Source organism: Bradyrhizobium sp. SZCCHNR3119, from assembly GCF_032487775.1.
Classification (GTDB): domain Bacteria; phylum Pseudomonadota; class Alphaproteobacteria; order Rhizobiales; family Xanthobacteraceae; genus Bradyrhizobium.
This window is the reverse complement of sequence record NZ_JAUEUV010000002.1, coordinates 506,672-522,866: the sequence shown is the minus strand read 5'-3', so window position 1 is coordinate 522,866 and position 16,195 is coordinate 506,672. Positions and strand designations below refer to the sequence as shown.

Sequence of the window (16,195 nt, the reverse complement as noted above, 5' to 3'; positions counted from 1 at the left end):
GCGGTTGTCGACACGGTGGTTTCAGCGTATGCGGAACCCCATGGTCGAGACCTATGCCCGTCCCCGTTTCGGAGAGCCCCGCGAGCCGAAGAACCTGGTCAATCCAGGTAACCGGCTGGCGCGGTTCCTCGATGTTGTCACCGTCAGCCACCTGCGGGCGGTCGCGTTCCTGCTCGTCTGCGGGCTGCTCGTGTTTCTGCCGGGCTTCTTCACCATCCCTGCGATTGACCGCGACGAGGCGCGCTTTGCGCAGGCCACCAAGCAGATGGTCGAGACCGGCGATTACGTCGATATCCGCTTCCAGGACGACGTGCGGTACAAGAAACCGGTCGGCATCTACTGGTTGCAATCGGCGGCAGTGGAGACGGCATCCGCACTCGGTCTTCCGCGCGCAGAGTTGCGCATCTGGGTCTATCGCATCCCGTCCCTGATCGGCGCGATCGGCGCGTCTCTCCTGACCTATTGGACTGCGCTCGCCTTCGTGACCCGCCGCGGCGCCGTTTTGGCTGCACTGATGATGTGCTGCTCGGTGCTGCTCGGGGTCGAGGCTCGGCTGGCCAAGACGGATGCGATGCTGTTGCTGACCGTCGTCGCTGCGATGGGGGCGCTGGCGCGGGTTTACCTGTCCTGGCAGCGCGGCGAGGATCCCGAACGTCCGCCGTGGAGTTGGCCCGCGATATTCTGGACGGCGCTCGCCGCCGGCATCCTCGTCAAGGGACCGTTGATCCTGATGTTCGCGGGGCTGACGATCGCCGCACTCGCGATCATGGATCGCGGGGCCGCGTGGTTGTGGCGCTTGCGGCCGCTCTGGGGCCTGATGTGGATGCTGGTGCTGGTGCTGCCCTGGTTCATCCTGATTTTCCTGCGAGCCGGAGAGACCTTCTTCACCGACTCCGTCGGCGGCGACATGCTGGCCAAGATCAGCGCGCAGGAGTCGCATGGCGCACCGCCCGGCGTTTACCTGCTGTTGTTTTGGATCACGTTCTGGCCCGGTGCACCGCTCGCGGTGATGGCGGCGCCCGCGGTCTGGCAGGCGCGACGGGAGCCCGGCGCGCAGTTTCTGCTGGCGTGGCTGGTGCCGTCCTGGATCGTGTTCGAGGCCGTGTTGACCAAGCTGCCGCATTACGTGCTGCCGCTCTATCCGGCGATTGCGATCCTCACGGTCGGTGCGCTGGAGCGCCGCGTGCTGTCGCGCTCGTGGCTCCGGCGCGGAACGGCCTGGTGGTTTGCGATTCCGGCGATCACCTCGCTGATCGCCGTGATCGGTGCGATCAGTGTCACCCGGCAGCCGGTGTTCCTGGCTTGGCCGTTCGTGGCGGCCGCACTGATTTTCGGCCTGTTCGCCTGGTGGCTGTATGAGGACGGGCGGGCCGAGCGGTCACTGCTGAATGCGGCAGTCTCCGCCATGTTCCTTGCTTTCGCGGTGTATGGCGTGGTGCTGCCGGCGCTGACACCATTGTTTCCGAGTGCCGAGATTGCTCGCGCCTTGCGCAATGTCGTTTGCGTCGGGCCGAAAGCGGCGGCGGCCGGCTTTCACGAGCCGAGCCTCGTGTTCATGACGGGCTCATCGACTCTACTGACCGACGGCTCGGGCGCCGCAGATTTCCTGAGTCAGGGCACCTGCCGCTTCGCGCTAGTGGAGCAGCGCTCGGAGCGCAGCTTCGTCCAGCGCGCCGAAGCGATCGGCCTTCGTTACAACGTCGCCAAGCGCATCGACGGCTATAACATCTCGCAAGGACGCCCGGTCACGATTTCGATCTTCCGGTCGGAAGGCACCGAGTAATGACTGCTCCCGAGGCGAGCGCGAAGGCGCCCGGGTACGGCGCGAATCTCGTGGCCGTGGTCGGGCAGGGACTTGCGCGCCTTGTGCGCCCGTCCCAGGCGCCGCACCAGGCCGTGGCTGCGGGCCGTCTGAGGCAGCAGCTATTTGCGCTGAGCGCAGTCAGCATCGGTCTGATTCTGCTGTTGGTGTTCACCTTCGACACCACGGCGATCGGATTGATGCCGCCGCGCGGCACACCCGCCCTCTGGCCGGTCCGAATCTTCACCGACTTCGGCAAGGACGAATATGTGCTCGCAGCCCTCGCCGCCGCGTTGGTCGTGGTGGCGTTGCTGGCGCCGCTCTGGCCGCGGGGCTCGCGCAGGCGCTTGCTGCATCTCGGAACGCATCTTCAATATCTGTTTATCGCGGTCCTGAGCCCGGTTCTGGGTGCCCAGGTCCTGAAATGGGCGATCGGTCGTGGCCGCCCCTTCGTCGGCGGCAAGGCGAATGCATTCAATTTTCAACCGTTCAACGGCACCGAGGCTTATTTCAGCATGCCGTCGGCCCACGCCGTGACCGCCTTCGCGCTCGCCTTTGCCGTGGCCGCGGTATGGCCCCGGTTGCGGATTCCCATCTACCTCTATGCCGTCGCGATTGCGTTGAGCCGCTTGGTGCTGCTGGCGCATCATCCCAGCGACGTGGTCGGCGGCGCTCTGGTGGGCCTCGTTGGCGCCATGCTGGTGCGATATTGGTTCGCCACGCGCCAGCTGGGCTTTGCGGTCGGTGACGGCGGCCAAATCGTACCACGTTGATCGGGCCGCCATGGCCAATTTGCCCCGACTTTCTCCCGCCTGCCTTCCCCCTCAAAGGGGTTGCTAGGCGGGGCCCGGCCCCATAAGAAGCCCCCCACGGGAAACCGCAAGGGCGCACAGCCCGCCTGGATTGATCCCTTCCACCACGAGCGTCGATTTTGCCGTCTTCCGAACACCCCTTGGCCGTCTCGATTGTCGTCCCCGTACGGAACGAAGCCGGCAATATCGGGCCGCTGATTGCCGAGATCGCGGCCGCGCTGGATGGCTTGTGGGCGTACGAGATCATCTACGTCAACGATGGCTCGACCGATGACACGGCTAAACGTCTCGCGGACGAGATGGCGCGGCGAACGAATCTCCGGGTACTTCGCCATGAGAATTCGTCCGGCCAATCCGCCGCGGTCCGCAGCGGCGTGCGCGCGGCCTACGGCGCCATCGTTGCGACCCTCGATGGCGACGGTCAGAACGATCCAGCGTTCCTGCCGGACCTGATTGCGGCAATCGAAAAGGGGGGAGCGCGTGTCGGTCTCGCCGCGGGCCAGCGCGTCGGTCGCAAGGATACCGGCTTCAAGAAACTGCAGTCGCGTCTTGCCAACAGGATCCGCAACGCCGTGCTGCACGACGGCACGCGCGACACCGGATGCGGTCTGAAGGCATTTCGCCGCGACGTGTTCCTGATGATGCCCTATTTTGACGGCTTGCATCGCTTCCTGCCGGCGCTGGTGCGCCGGGAAGGCTTCGACATCGCCTATGTGGATGTGATCGACCGGCCGCGCCGGTCGGGCGTGTCGAACTACGGTTTCTTCGACCGGCTGTGGATCGGGATCATGGACCTGTTGGGCGTATGGTGGCTGATCCGCCGCAAGAAGCCGACGCCGATCGCGACCGAGGTGAATTGATGCTGATCCAATACGGGCAGGCACTCGGCAATTACATCTACGACATCTTCGTCGCCAAGTTCGACTTCTGGCTCGCGTTCGGCCTTGCCGCCCAGCTCGCCTTCGCCGCGCGCTTCCTGGTGCAGTGGATCGCAAGCGAGCGCGCCGGCAAGAGCGTCGTGCCGCTGGCATTCTGGTTCTTCTCGATCGGCGGCGGCGTGATGACGCTGATCTACGGACTGGTCAAACGCGAGCCTGTCATCATCTTCGGTCAGCTGTTGTCCAACATCATCTATATTCGCAACGTGATGCTGATCTTCAAGTCTCGTCAGCATGGTTCGCAGACGCTGAGCCGGTAAGGCGGACTTAGCCTATCTGAATGAGCATGGCCGACCGCGAGGTCGTGCTTCATGAGACGGAATCCGCCTTCGTCAAATGGGCGCAAGCCTGAACGTTCAACCGCGGTTAGAGAGCGGGCCTCCTCGATGGTACTGTCGACTTTGTCGACCCAATCGTGTTGCGCTTCGCCGGAGAGTTTTGCCGGGTGGCGGTCTGATGTACTAGCAGGATCGGCGTTCGCTTCCGTCTGGCAGTTGTCGTCGATATGACGATTTTGTTAAGTCGTTCGGCGGAGCGCGAAAAAAATCCAGGAGTTCCTGCCCCGAATTTGTTCGCCGAACCAGTATGTGTGCGCCAGGATGGTGAATATTCCCAGGGGAGGGAACCATGACCAGAAAAATTCTTTGCGTTGCGCCTGTCATCGCAATTCTGCTCCAGCTATGCCCTGGAGGATCGGCGACCGCCGCCTCGCCAGGCGACAGTGGCGCGATCGGCACGACGTTTCCCGATCGTTTCCCGGTGATCCGGAATTTCTATCTCGGTCAGCCGGTGATTGGCTTCGGCTCCGATGTGGGTCGCGTCGAGCACGTCCCGATCATCTTCCTCCACGGCAATAACGATACGCCGTTCCCGACCGCCTGCAATCCATTCGGGCGCATGCAGGCCTTTGCGCAGTTCTTCATCGATCACGGCTACCGCGCGAGCGAGCTTTGGGGGCTGGGTTATCAAGGCGACCAGTGTGATCTGGCGCAGGACAACACCCATCGCTCGGGCATTTCGCACACGACGGCTACGGCGGTTCCGATGCTGCGCGAATTCGTCAAAGCGGTGCTCGATTTCACCGGCGCCAAGCGCATCGACATCGTCGCCCACAGCCTCGGTGTTACCGTGGCGCGCGAATGGATGCTGCAGGACAATGCCTATCGCAAGGTGCGGGCATTGGTTGCCATCGACGGTCCCAATCACGGCATTGTCGACTGCTCGCCCAATCCGGCCAACGTCTATCAGCTGCCGAGCGGCGGCGGCTTCACGCCGCACAGCGCGCTATGCGATGAGTACGGCTCCGACCACACGCAACTCCTCAGCGTCCTGAACGGCGCCGGCGAGACGCCAGGTCCCACGCGTTACCTGGTCATCCGCAACAAGCCGGGAACACCCGACTTCGTCTATAACAGTCTGCCGGATGGCACCCTCCCGGGCGTGCCCGCCGAAGATCGCGACGGCAAGGCGCATGATTTCACCGCCAGCGCCGGTCTTGCCGGTGCCGAGACGATCGACCTTGTTGACCAGGGGCAATTCGATCCGGTCCTCGCCACCGCCCATCTCGGGATCCTCAATTCTTCCGAAACGCGCGACGCCGCGCTGCGGTTCTTGACCTCCTTGGGAGGACGGGCCGATCAGGAGAGCGGCAATTAGCGCAACGTTCTGGCGTGAGAGGGATAGACCTCGATCATGAAGCAACGGAGCCGGGCTGCAGGCAGATGTCTCAGGCCGCGTTGAACGCGGCAAAACCGCGCTCGAAGTCGGCCTTCAGATCCTCGACATTCTCCAGCCCGATATGCAGCCGCAAGGTCGGACCTTCAGGCGCCCAACGGGTTGCGGTGCGATAGCTCGTGCAGTCGAACGGAATCGCGAGGCTCTCGAAGCCGCCCCACGAATATCCCATGCCGAACAGCGTGAGCGTATCGAGCAGCGCATCGACGGCAGCTTGCGGTTTCGGCTGCAGCACGATGCTGAACAGGCCGGAGGCTCCGGTGAAATCGCGCTTCCAGATCGCATGTCCCGGATCCGTTTCGAGCGCGGGATGCAACACCCGCGCGACTTCCGGTCGACCTGCGAGCCAGCGCGCCATCTCGAGGCCGGAACGATAATGCTGCGCCAGACGCACGCCGAGGGTGCGCAGGCCGCGCAGTGCCAGGAACACATCGTCCGGACCGGCGCAGACGCCGAGCAGCCGGATCGCTTCCGAGACCAGCGGCCACGCCGCCGCATTCGCCGAGATCGTGCCGAACATGATGTCGGAATGACCGCCGATATATTTGGTGGCGGCCTGGATGCTGATATCGACGCCCTGCTCGAGGGAGCGGTGATAGAGCGGAGTGGCCCAGGTGTTGTCGTCGATCACGAGCGCGCCATGCGCATGCGCAACCGCGGCGATGGCCGGAATGTCCGGCATCTCGAAGGACTGCGAGCCGGGCGCTTCCACGACCACCGCGCGTGTATTAGGCTTGAGCAGTTGCCCAATTCCTGTGCCGATCTGCGGGTCGAAGAAGCCGGTCTCGACGCCATAGCGTGCCAGGAGGCCGGTGCAGAAATTGCGCGTGGGACGATAGACGTTATCACAGACCAGGACATGATCGCCGGCCTTGAGCACGGCGAGCAGGGTGGTCGAGATCGCCGCTAGGCCTGAGGGCGCAAGGCCGACGCCTGCGCATTGCGGCCCCTCCAGCGCGATCAGCGCCTCCTGCAGCGCCTTGGTGGTCGGCGTGCCGTGCCGACCGTATTGGAATTCGCCACGATGCGCATGAAGATCGTCGGCCGTCGGATAAAGCACGGTGGAACCATGAACGACAGGCGGATTGACGAAACCATATTGGGCGTCTGGGTTGCGGCCGGCCGTCACCAGCCGGGTCTCAACCTGTTGTTGCGCTGCCGCAGCGCCGTCGTTTGAAAATGTCATGCGTTCGCCGCGTCTTTTTCCGGTCGTTCAGGTGACAGGATTTCATCCAGATCAGGAATGTTAATAACAGAATGCAGAAGAGGGGCGTCAACCCCTTGACCCGGCAGGCCAGTCGTTCTGTGATGGCGCCGCTATTCCATCGCTGCACGTTGAGGGGCTTGCCGCGATTTCCGGTCCATTTTGCGCGAAGGACGCCATATTCTGGTATGGCGTTTGCAATGGCGGATTCCGGTCGGCCCCGTTGACCTGCGTGAGGTATCAACGCTCAGGACGACCCTCGAAAGGCTGTGCCCATGAAACGCGTTTCTCTGGCTTTCACCCTTGCCCTCGCCACCGCCGTCGCAAGCCCCGGCGCTCACGCCGACACGCTCAAGACGGTCAAGGACCGGGGCATGCTGTCCTGCGGCGTGAGCCAGGGCCTGCCGGGCTTCTCCTCGCCGGATGACAAGGGCAACTGGACCGGACTGGACGTCGACGTTTGCCGCGCGGTCGCTGCGGCCATCTTCAACGATCCGACCAAGGTCAAGTTTGTACCGCTGTCGGCCAAAGACCGGTTCACCGCGCTGCAGTCCGGCGAGATCGACATGCTGTCGCGCAATACGACCTGGACACTGTCGCGCGACACCTCGCTGGGCGCCAATTTCACCGGCGTGACCTATTACGACGGGCAAGGATTCCTGGTGAAGAAGTCGCTGAAGGTGAATTCAGCGCTGGAGCTCAACAGTGCTTCGGTGTGCGTGCAGACCGGCACCACAACCGAGCAGAACCTCGCCGACTACTTCAAGGGCAACAACATGAAGTACGAGGTGATCGCATTCGCCGGCGCGGACGAGACCTTCAAGGCTTATGAATCCGGCCGCTGCGACGTCGTCACTTCGGACGTCTCGCAGCTCTATGCCGAGCGTCTCAAGCTCGCCAATCCCGCCGACCACGTGGTGTTGCCTGAAGTGATTTCGAAGGAGCCGCTGGGGCCGATGGTGCGCCATGGCGACGACCAGTGGTTCGACATCGTCAAGTGGGTGCTGTTCGGAATGGTCGACGCCGAGGAAATGGGCATCACCCAGAAGAACGTGGACGAGATGGCCAAGTCGGATAAGCCGGACATGAAGCGCGCCTTCGGCACCGACGGCAATCTCGGCGAGCAGCTTGGTCTCACCAAGGATTGGCTCTACCGGATCATCAAGGCTGTCGGAAATTATGGCGAGTCGTTCGACCGCAATGTCGGGACCGGCTCCAAGCTGCAGATCGCGCGCGGCTTGAACCAGCTCTGGAATAAGGGTGGAATCCAGTACGCGCCGCCGATCCGCTAAGACCAACGGGGTCGGGAGCTGGGGCGATGAGTATCGAAGCGAGGTCCCCTCCGCCGCAATACGCGCTTCGCCTGAAGCGCGTATTGGGCGGCCGCGCAGGGTGGAGCGGGTTCGTCCTGCAGATCCTGTTCGTCGCAGCGCTGGCGTGGATTGGCTTCGAGATCGTAGCCAATGTCCGCGCCAATCTCGAAGCTCAACGCATCACCTCGGGCTTCGGATTCCTGAACAATACGGCAGGCTTTGACGTCAGCCAGAGCCTGATTCCGTATTCCGGATCGAGCAGCTACACCCGCGTGTTCCTCGTCGGGCTGCTCAATACGCTGCTGGTCTCGGTCATCGGGATCTTCTTTGCCACGATCATTGGCTTCATCGTCGCGCTCGGCCGGCTGTCCCCGAACGGATTGCTGGCGCGCGTGGCGGGTGCGTACGTGGAAATCATTCGCAATCTGCCGGTGCTGTTCCAGATCCTGTTCTGGTATCTCGCCGTGCTCGCGGCGCTGCCTGCACCGCGGCAAAGCATCTCGCTGTTCGGAAGCTTCTATCTGAACAATCGCGGCTTGGTGATTCCATGGCCAATTGCCGAGCCCGGACTTGTGCCGTTCCTGATCGCGCTTGCGATCGCAGTGATTGCCGCGCTCGGGCTTCGGGGCTATGCGCGGCAGGAGCTGTTCCTGAAGGGGCATGAGATCCGGATCTGGCCCTACGTGATCGGCGTGTTGGTCGGGCTGCCCCTGATTTCGGCGCTCGTGTTCGGCAAGCCGGTCGAGTTCGAAGTGCCGGTACTGAAAGGATTCAACTTCGCCGGCGGCTCACGGGTCATTCCGGAATTCGTCGCGGTGACCGTAGCCCTGTCGATGTATACGGCGGCGTTCATCGCCGAGGTGGTGCGCGCCGGCATCCTGTCGGTGCACAAGGGGCAGATGGAGGCGGGCGTCTCGCTCGGCCTGTCGCGCGGACGAGTGCTGCGCCTCATTGTGATCCCGCAGGCGCTGCGCGTGATCCTGCCGCCGCTCACCAACCAATATCTCAATCTCACCAAGAACTCGTCGCTGGCGGTCGCGATCGGCTATCCCGAGCTGGTCTCGGTGTTCATGGGCACCACGCTCAGCCAAACGGGACAGGCGATCGAGATCATCGCGATCACGATGGGCGTATATCTGCTGATCTCCCTGATCACGAGTGCGATCATGAGCTTCTACGGCTGGCGACTGGGTAAGAGGCTCGGCGCATGAGCGACATCACCGCCCCCACCTTCATGCGTCAGGAACTGGTGCCGGAACGACGAGCGCCAGTCAGGACAACGGGACTGGTCGGCTTCGTTCGGACGCGGATGCTCAATTCACCGCTCAACGTCCTGCTCACGATCATCAGCGCGGCCCTGATCTGGTTTACGGTGGTCCCGGCGATCCAGTTCCTGCTGGTCGATGCGGTCTGGCACGGCCAGGACCGCGAGGCCTGCCTGGCGCAGAACGCCGGCCATCCGGTCGGCGCCTGCTGGCCCTACATCGGCGCCAAGATCACGCAGTTCGTCTACGGCTTCTATCCCGAAGCCGAACGGTGGCGCGTAAACCTCACCTTCCTGCTCGCCGTCGTTCTGCTTGTACCGCTGCTGATTCCGCGCATTCCGGCCAAGAGCCTGAATGCCGGCCTGTTCTTCCTGGCGTTGCCGGTGGTGGCCTTCTTCCTGCTCTATGGCGGCGGCCTCTCGGGCTTTGGCGTGAGCTGGACGGCGAGCCTGCTGGCGGCTTTTGCCGACAGCATCCAAAGCTCAGGCAGCGCATTGCTGCGTGCCGGCGCGAACACGCCCGGGGTCGGAATTCTGTTCTGGGCGGTCGGCGAGCTGATTGTTCTGATCGGCACGGTGGTGTCCTGGATCATCTCGCCGCTGACTTGGTTGCGGGGGGAGATCCAGAATTCGCATCAGCCGCTCTGGATCGATCTTGCGCTCACCGCCATTCTGGTTTCGGCACTGGTGTTGTTCCTTGGCGGCGGCCGGCGCGCGCTGGGGGCGGTCGTCAAATGCATCGTCACCTTTGCCGGTATCGGCGTCGTGATCGGCCTGATGGGCCTGGATCATGGCGGCCTTCAGGTCGTCGATACCAGGCTGTGGGGCGGGCTTCTGGTCACCCTGGTTGTATCGATCACGGGCATCGTCGCTTCGATGCCGATCGGCATCGCGCTGGCGCTCGGGCGTCGTTCGACCATTCCGCTGATCCGCATCTTCTCGATCGCCTTCATCGAGCTCTGGCGCGGCGTCCCCCTGATCACCGTGCTGTTCTTCGCCACCTACATGCTGCCGCTGTTCTTGCCGGGCAACATGACGGTGGATGGACTGCTCCGTGCGCTGATCGGCGTCTCGCTGTTCTCCGGCGCCTACCAGGCGGAAGTCATCCGCGGCGGCCTGCAGGCGATCCCGCGCGGGCAGGGCGAGGCGGCGAGCGCCCTGGGCCTGTCCTGGGCAAAGACGACCTTCCTGATCGTGCTGCCGCAGGCGCTGCGCCATGTCATTCCGGGGCTGGTCGGCTCCTTCATCTCGCTCTTCAAGGACACATCGCTTGTTTCGATCGTTGCGATCTTCGATCTGCTCGGCAGCCTGCGTGCATCGTTCTCCGATCCCACCTGGGCGACGCCGACCACGGCCTTCACCGGCTTCGCCTTCACGGGAATGATCTATTTCGTCTTCTGTTTCGGCATGTCGCGCTACGCGCTGTTCGTGGAGCGCCGGTTGAATGCGCACCGGCGCCATTGACCAGCATCGCGCAAGAGAGCTCAAAGTGATCCCATGACCACCAACCCGATCGTCAACATTGCCGCCCTCAACAAATGGTACGGCGATTTCCACGTGCTGCGCGATATCAATCTCGGCGTCGCCAAGGGCGAGCGTATCGTCATCTGCGGCCCGTCGGGCTCCGGCAAATCGACGTTGATCCGCTGCATCAATGCGCTGGAGGAATTCCAGGAGGGCGAGATCACGGTCGACGGCATCGAGCTCGGCCCCAACCTCAAGCGCGTGGATGAAGTCCGGCGCGAGGTCGGCATGGTGTTCCAGAGCTTCAACCTCTTTCCGCATCTGACCGTGCTGGAGAACTGCACGCTGGCGCCGATCTGGGTCCGCAACATTCCGCAGAAGGATGCGGAAGCCACCGCGATGAAGTTCCTGGAGCGCGTCAAGATTCCGCATCAGGCGCACAAATATCCCGGGCAGATGTCGGGCGGTCAGCAGCAGCGCGTGGCGATCGCACGTGCGCTCACCATGAATCCCAAGGTGATGCTGTTCGACGAGCCGACCTCGGCGCTCGACCCGGAGATGGTCAAGGAGGTGCTGGACACCATGGTCGATCTCGCGAAGGAGGGCATGACCATGCTGGTCGTCACCCACGAGATGGGTTTTGCCCGCGAAGTCGCTAACCGGGTCGTGTTCATGGACGCCGGCCAGGTTATCGAATCCAACACGCCGCAGGAATTCTTCGCCAATCCGCAGCACGCGCGCTCGAAGGTGTTCCTGAGCCAGATCCTGCGGCACTGATGAGGGAGCGAATAAGGGAGATTATTCGCTGATCCCTATTCACCTCACACGAATGGCGGCTTGATGTCGCTGCGCTTCTCCAGCCATGCCGGGACCGGCAGGTTCTTCGACCGCATGAACTCCGGATTGAACAGCTTCGACTGATAGCGATTTCCAGAATCGCATAGGATGGTGACGATCGTCTTGCCAGGTCCGAGCTGCTTGGCGAGCTGGATCGCGCCGGCGACGTTGACGCCGGTCGAGCCGCCGAGGCACAGGCCCTCGTGCTGCAGCAGGTCATAGATGATGCCGACGGCTTCATCGTCCGAGATCAGGAAGGCCGTATCGACCTTCGCGGTTTCGATGACCGGCGTCACCCGGCCGATTCCGATGCCTTCCGTGATGGAATCGCCAGGCGTCGATTTGGCTTCGCCGTGCTTGAACCAGTTGTACATGGCAAAGCCATGCGGATCGGCGCAGGCCGTGACGATGTCCTTGTTCTTTTCCTTCAGGTAGCGGCTCGTGCCGGCCAGCGTGCCGCCGGTGCCCACGGCGGAGATGAACCCATCCACCTTGCCGCCAGTCTGTTCCCAGATCTCCGGGCCGGTCGATTCATAATGCGCGTTGGCGTTGTCGAGGTTGTTCCACTGGTCGGCGAACAAGACGCCATTCGGTTCGGTCTTGCGGAGCTGATCGGCAAGGCGCCGGCCGACATGCTGATAATTGTTCGGATTGGAAAAGGGCAGAGCAGGCACCTCGACGAGTTCGGCGCCGCACAGTCTGAGCATGTCCTTCTTTTCCTGGCTCTGCGTCTCCGGGATCACGATCAGCGTGCGATAACCGCGCGCTGCCGCGACCACGGCGAGACCAATGCCGGTGTTGCCTGCGGTCGCCTCGACCACGAGTCCGCCCGGCTTCAATTCGCCGCGTTTCTCAGCCCCCAGGATCATCCATTTGCCGGCGCGGTCCTTGACCGATTGGCCGGGATTCATGAACTCGGCCTTGCCGAGAATGGTGCAGCCGGTCGCTTCCGAGGCATGCTTGAGCTTGATCAGCGGCGTGTTGCCGATCGCCTCGACGACGTCGTTTCGAATTGTCATGGCGCAATACCGTAAGGGATCCTCTGAAACATCTAGGAAGACCCTAGCGCGATATCCAGCCGCACGTAAGGCGCGGTGCAAGACGCGTTGACCGGCAGGTCGTTCAACGCTCCTTCGCGAACACGACCTGCCTGACGTCGATATTGCCGGAGAGGAATCCCGCCTCGCAGTAGGACAGATAATACTCCCACAGGCGACGGAAGCGATCGTCGAAGCCCGAGGGCACCAGGTTAGGCCAAGCCGCCCGGAAATTATTTCGCCAGATCGCGAGTGTCTTGGCATAATCTTGCCCAAAGATGCGCTCGCGCACGACAGGAATTCCAAATCGCTCGCCGAGTGTCTTCAGGATCTGCGGCGATGGCAGCATGCCACCCGGAAACACGTAGCGCTGGATGAAGTCGACTTCCCGGCGATAGTGCTGGAACATGCTATCTTGGATCGTGATCGCCTGGATGCCGGCCAAGCCGCCGGGCAGCAGTCGATCTCGCAACTGCGAAAAATATCTTGGCCAGAACTGCTCGCCGACCGCTTCGATCATCTCGATCGAGGCAATGCGGTCGTAGCGGTCGCGCTCGTCGCGATAATCCTGCAGCTTGATCTCGACCTTATCAGCCAGCCCGGCCTCGTGAATGCGGCGCTGGGCGAAATCGCGTTGCTGGGTGCTGATGGTGAGGCCGACGACCTTGGCGCCGAACGTCTTGGCGACATATTCGGCGAAGCCGCCCCAGCCGCAGCCGATCTCCAGCAGCTTCTGTCCGGGCTTGAGGTCGATGGCCTCGGCCAGCCGCCGGTACTTGTTCTTCTGCGCTGAAGTCAGGTCGGTCGTGTGCTCCTCGAAGATCGCCGAGGAATAGGTCATGCTGGAATCGAGCCAAGCCGAGTAAAACGCGTTGCCGATATCGTAATGCGCGTAGATGTTGCGCCGCGCTTGACGTCGAGTGTTCCGATTGAACCAGTGCCGTACCATCTGGGCGAATCGGATCAGCGGCTTGTCTTCGAGCATGGTCTGCAGGAGCTCGTGATTGACGCAGAACAGGTAGAGAAACTGCGTCAAGTCCGGCGTTTCCCAATCGCCGTTGAGATAGGCCTCGGCAATGCCGATGTCGCCGCCCTTGAGCAGCCGCGAGGCGAAGCCGTAATTGCGGAGGATCATGGCGGCGGCCGGGCCCGGCTCAAGCCCCCCGAGCCTGATCACGCGCCGGTCGAGCAGGGTCACGTCGAGCGTTCCGCGCCGCAGCTTTGCGCCGAAACCGAGGGCCAGCCGGGCCAGCCGCGGCAGGTCGGCGAGAACCTGATCGATATTGTCAGGGGTGACAGCAATCACGTCCGGCATGAGAGGTCCATTTCACGCAAAACGGCTCTGCATCCGAATGGTCGTGCCATCGGCGCAGCGTGGCAAGAACGAGCCTTCCGGACCAAAGCGCGCCGCCGGGGAGCCGTCAGCGCGGCAATATATTAAGCGTGGCTGTCCCGACTCGCCAAGCCGGTATTGGAACTCTGCGGACCAGGCTTGTCCGGACGGGGCACCAGGGCAATGCCCTTGAGCCAAAGCCGCAGCGCTTCCCAGTGGATGGCGGCAAAGACCTTGAAAGTGACAAGCGGAAGCGACACGAAGGCGTGCAGCAAGGCGGCCGAGGTCAGAGCGCGCCGGCGGCCGAGGAAAGTGGCGGCGAGCACAGGACCTTCTGGGCCGCTCTCCAGGATGCGCAGCTTGACCTCATCGCCCGGTGGGACGATGCGGAAATCGTAACGCATCGCCATGTCGATGAAGGGCGAGACGTAGAAAGACTTCTCCTGCGCCTGCCTGAGGCCCGCATCCGTGAGTTCGCCCGGCTTGACCGGCTGCACGTAAGGGGTGATATCGCCAAAGGTGTTGCGGACCTCGTAGATCATGAGTGCCAGACTGCCGTCTGCGCGGTAACAGAAATAGACCGACAGCGGATTGAACACATAGCCGAGCAGGCGCGGATAGCAGAGCAGCAGCACGCGTCCGCCGGAAAGGTCGATCCCGTGCGCGGCGGCGCTGGCTTGCGCATAGTCGCGCAGCGACGATCCGTCGCACTTGCCATGGTCGATCTCGCGAAAACTATAGAGCGCCCGGCGATTGGTGCCGAACAGGAAAGACTGCTGCCCCGCCTGGTCGAGCTGGTCGAGATCGATCAACAAGCTCATCACGCGGTAGGCGAAGCGATGGTGCCGTGGGCGCAGCCGAGCATGCATGACATCGCCGAAATAGAGCGCGGCGGCAGCTGGTGGCGGATCGGTCGTCGCGAAGCCCATGATCATTCCGCAGCTTGAGCGAGCTGTGGCGGCAATTTGCGCCAGGGCGCGACCGCGCCCAGAGCTTCCGCTGCGGCGAGGCCGGAGCGCAGCCCGTCCTCATGAAAGCCATAGCCGGTCCAGGCGCCGCAGAACCAGGTGCGGCGATGGCCTTGAATGTCCGGCAGTCGCTTCTGCGCGGCAAAGGCCGGGGCAGTGTATTGCGGATGCTCGCAAAGATACTTGCCGAAGGTGAGTTCGGGGGCCGGGGCAAAGGGCGGGTTGAGACTGACGAACAGCGGCTTGTCCGGGTCGATGCCCTGCAGATTGTTCATCCAATAGGTGACCGCGACGTCATTGAGCGGCGTGCCTTCGCGTTGCCAGCGCAGGAAATTCCATGAGGCCCAGGCGCGCTGGCGCCTTGGCATCAGCCTGATGTCGCGATGCAGGTAGATCGTGTTCGGGGAATATCTGATAGCGCCGAGAACGTCGCGCTCCTGCGTGTCGGCATCGCTCAGCATCGAAAGCGCCTGGTCGCTGTGGGCAGCGATGACGACGTGATCGTAGCTGTCGCGGTGGCCGAAGCTGTCGCGAACGACGACGCCCTGGGATGTTCGCTCGACCGCCGTTACCGCGCAGCCGAGCCGCAGCGAACCGCGAAAGGCGGACGTCAGTTTCTGAACGTAGTTGCGGCTGCCGCCCTTGACGGTGCGCCACACCGGCCGGTGATATTGCAGCAGACGATGGTTGTTGAAGAAGGCGATGAAGTTCTCGGCCGGAAAGTCGAGAATCTCGGAGGCCGGTGCCGACCAGATCGCCGCGCCCATCGGCGCCAGATAATCGGAGAGCAGGCGCGGGGCGAAATGGTTGCTGCGAAAATACTCGCCGAGCGAGAGGCCTGCGAGCCGGCCGGCCTTGAAGTCGGCGACGCTTTGCTCGTTGAAGGTGACAATGTCGCGCAGCATCCAAAGATACGACGAGGAGAGCAGATTGGCGGGCTGGGCGAACAGGCCCTTGGCCGTCTCGAGCCAAGTATTGCCGCCGCCTTTCCATTCGAAGCGGCCTTCGTCCGCCGTAACCGCAAAGTTCATGCAGCTTTCGATCGTCTCCACGCCCAGGTGGTTGAAGAGGGCGGATAACTCGGGATAGTTGAGCTCGTTGTAGACGATGAAGCCGATATCGACGGCAATCGGGGCTCCATCATAGTCGATCGTGACCGTGTGGCTGTGGCCGCCCGGGCGAAGCTCGCGCTCATATACAGTAACTGGATAATGCCGTGACAGCGCCCAGGCCGCAGCGTTGCCCGCAATTCCCGTTCCAATCACTGCGACTCGCATTCAAAGCCCCCCGACCAGGATGTGCGAGATACGGTGCGTCCCGTGAAAGGTTTCAGGCGCGGCTTTGACAGCACAGCTGCGGTCAAAATGGTTCGCCGGATATGAAATCTTGGTAAGAATGCGGGCTGTGCCGAGGCCGCTTTGGCCGCAGAAAACCGCAAAAAATGCGGGGAATCCGTCCCATTCTGGATAGCGGAAGGAGATTGCCGCGAA

General features: G+C 62.7%; 14 protein-coding genes. 9 read left to right on the top strand and 5 right to left on the bottom strand.

The window, feature by feature from the left end; translation table 11 throughout:
• The first annotated feature begins 40 nt into the window (after window positions 1-40).
• From QX034_RS29670 to QX034_RS29650, 5 genes are all read left to right on the top strand, one after another.
• Window positions 41-1,783 carry a glycosyltransferase family 39 protein gene (locus tag QX034_RS29670; RefSeq protein ID WP_315703856.1) on the top strand — a complete coding sequence of 581 codons (1,743 nt, stop codon included), beginning with the start codon at window positions 41-43 and terminating at the stop codon, window positions 1,781-1,783.
• A complete protein-coding gene (locus QX034_RS29665) occupies window positions 1,783-2,574 on the top strand; it encodes a phosphatase PAP2 family protein (RefSeq protein WP_315703857.1) in 792 nt (263 codons plus the stop codon). The genes QX034_RS29670 and QX034_RS29665 overlap by 1 nt, the downstream gene beginning before the upstream one ends.
• Before the next feature lie 179 nt (window positions 2,575-2,753).
• Window positions 2,754-3,473 (top strand): glycosyltransferase family 2 protein, encoded by a 720-nt coding sequence (locus tag QX034_RS29660; RefSeq protein WP_409977493.1) that lies wholly within the window; start codon window positions 2,754-2,756, stop codon window positions 3,471-3,473.
• The gene (locus QX034_RS29655) at window positions 3,473-3,811 is read left to right on the top strand and encodes a lipid-A-disaccharide synthase N-terminal domain-containing protein (protein WP_315703859.1); all 339 of its coding nucleotides are present in this window, start codon (window positions 3,473-3,475) and stop codon (window positions 3,809-3,811) included. The genes QX034_RS29660 and QX034_RS29655 overlap by 1 nt, the downstream gene beginning before the upstream one ends.
• Before the next feature lie 367 nt (window positions 3,812-4,178).
• Window positions 4,179-5,207, top strand: a complete 1,029-nt coding sequence (locus tag QX034_RS29650; RefSeq protein ID WP_315703860.1) for a hypothetical protein — start codon at window positions 4,179-4,181, stop codon at window positions 5,205-5,207.
• A 70-nt stretch (window positions 5,208-5,277) separates the two neighbouring features.
• On the opposite strand, the gene metC is transcribed toward QX034_RS29650, so the two are convergent.
• Window positions 5,278-6,471 carry a cystathionine beta-lyase gene (metC, locus tag QX034_RS29645; protein WP_315703861.1) on the bottom strand — a complete coding sequence of 398 codons (1,194 nt, stop codon included), beginning with the start codon at window positions 6,469-6,471 and terminating at the stop codon, window positions 5,278-5,280.
• Window positions 6,472-6,764: 293 nt separating this feature from the next.
• Between metC and QX034_RS29640 the strand changes: the two genes are divergently transcribed.
• The 4 genes from QX034_RS29640 to QX034_RS29625 are packed head-to-tail and all read left to right on the top strand — an operon-like array spanning window position 6,765 to window position 11,307.
• A complete protein-coding gene (locus QX034_RS29640) occupies window positions 6,765-7,781 on the top strand; it encodes an amino acid ABC transporter substrate-binding protein (RefSeq protein WP_315703862.1) in 1,017 nt (338 codons plus the stop codon).
• A 26-nt stretch (window positions 7,782-7,807) separates the two neighbouring features.
• The gene (locus tag QX034_RS29635; protein ID WP_315703863.1) at window positions 7,808-9,013 is read left to right on the top strand and encodes an amino acid ABC transporter permease; all 1,206 of its coding nucleotides are present in this window, start codon (window positions 7,808-7,810) and stop codon (window positions 9,011-9,013) included.
• Window positions 9,010-10,530, top strand: a complete 1,521-nt coding sequence (locus tag QX034_RS29630; RefSeq protein ID WP_315703864.1) for an amino acid ABC transporter permease — start codon at window positions 9,010-9,012, stop codon at window positions 10,528-10,530. The genes QX034_RS29635 and QX034_RS29630 overlap by 4 nt, the downstream gene beginning before the upstream one ends.
• A gap of 33 nt (window positions 10,531-10,563) precedes the next feature.
• Window positions 10,564-11,307 carry an amino acid ABC transporter ATP-binding protein gene (locus QX034_RS29625; protein WP_315703865.1) on the top strand — a complete coding sequence of 248 codons (744 nt, stop codon included), beginning with the start codon at window positions 10,564-10,566 and terminating at the stop codon, window positions 11,305-11,307.
• Window positions 11,308-11,351: 44 nt separating this feature from the next.
• Here QX034_RS29625 and QX034_RS29620 read toward each other — a convergent pair whose 3' ends face one another.
• The 4 genes from QX034_RS29620 to QX034_RS29605 form a co-directional block, all read right to left on the bottom strand.
• The gene (locus QX034_RS29620) at window positions 11,352-12,386 is read right to left on the bottom strand and encodes a cysteine synthase A (RefSeq protein WP_315703866.1); all 1,035 of its coding nucleotides are present in this window, start codon (window positions 12,384-12,386) and stop codon (window positions 11,352-11,354) included.
• Window positions 12,387-12,489: 103 nt separating this feature from the next.
• Complete coding sequence (locus tag QX034_RS29615) at window positions 12,490-13,719, bottom strand: cyclopropane-fatty-acyl-phospholipid synthase family protein (RefSeq protein WP_315703867.1); 1,230 nt, start codon at window positions 13,717-13,719, stop codon at window positions 12,490-12,492.
• Window positions 13,720-13,841: 122 nt separating this feature from the next.
• Window positions 13,842-14,666 carry a DUF1365 domain-containing protein gene (locus QX034_RS29610; protein ID WP_315703868.1) on the bottom strand — a complete coding sequence of 275 codons (825 nt, stop codon included), beginning with the start codon at window positions 14,664-14,666 and terminating at the stop codon, window positions 13,842-13,844.
• A 2-nt stretch (window positions 14,667-14,668) separates the two neighbouring features.
• Window positions 14,669-15,982 (bottom strand): NAD(P)/FAD-dependent oxidoreductase, encoded by a 1,314-nt coding sequence (locus QX034_RS29605; RefSeq protein WP_315728969.1) that lies wholly within the window; start codon window positions 15,980-15,982, stop codon window positions 14,669-14,671.
• Window positions 15,983-16,195: the final 213 nt, after the last annotated feature.

Bases quoted from the DNA above. Each gene is read 5' to 3' on its own strand.
- QX034_RS29630 (WP_315703864.1), top strand. From the start codon at position 9,010: ATGAGCGACATCACCGCCCCCACCTTCATGCGTCAGGAACTGGTGCCG.
- QX034_RS29670 (WP_315703856.1), top strand. From the start codon at position 41: ATGGTCGAGACCTATGCCCGTCCCCGTTTCGGAGAGCCCCGCGAGCCG.
- QX034_RS29625 (WP_315703865.1), top strand. From the start codon at position 10,564: ATGACCACCAACCCGATCGTCAACATTGCCGCCCTCAACAAATGGTAC.
- QX034_RS29650 (WP_315703860.1), top strand. From the start codon at position 4,179: ATGACCAGAAAAATTCTTTGCGTTGCGCCTGTCATCGCAATTCTGCTC.
- QX034_RS29640 (WP_315703862.1), top strand. From the start codon at position 6,765: ATGAAACGCGTTTCTCTGGCTTTCACCCTTGCCCTCGCCACCGCCGTC.
- metC (WP_315703861.1), bottom strand. From the start codon at position 6,471: ATGACATTTTCAAACGACGGCGCTGCGGCAGCGCAACAACAGGTTGAG.
- QX034_RS29610 (WP_315703868.1), bottom strand. From the start codon at position 14,666: ATGGGCTTCGCGACGACCGATCCGCCACCAGCTGCCGCCGCGCTCTAT.
- QX034_RS29655 (WP_315703859.1), top strand. From the start codon at position 3,473: ATGCTGATCCAATACGGGCAGGCACTCGGCAATTACATCTACGACATC.
- QX034_RS29615 (WP_315703867.1), bottom strand. From the start codon at position 13,719: ATGCCGGACGTGATTGCTGTCACCCCTGACAATATCGATCAGGTTCTC.
- QX034_RS29665 (WP_315703857.1), top strand. From the start codon at position 1,783: ATGACTGCTCCCGAGGCGAGCGCGAAGGCGCCCGGGTACGGCGCGAAT.
- QX034_RS29605 (WP_315728969.1), bottom strand. From the start codon at position 15,982: ATGCGAGTCGCAGTGATTGGAACGGGAATTGCGGGCAACGCTGCGGCC.
- QX034_RS29620 (WP_315703866.1), bottom strand. From the start codon at position 12,386: ATGACAATTCGAAACGACGTCGTCGAGGCGATCGGCAACACGCCGCTG.
- QX034_RS29635 (WP_315703863.1), top strand. From the start codon at position 7,808: ATGAGTATCGAAGCGAGGTCCCCTCCGCCGCAATACGCGCTTCGCCTG.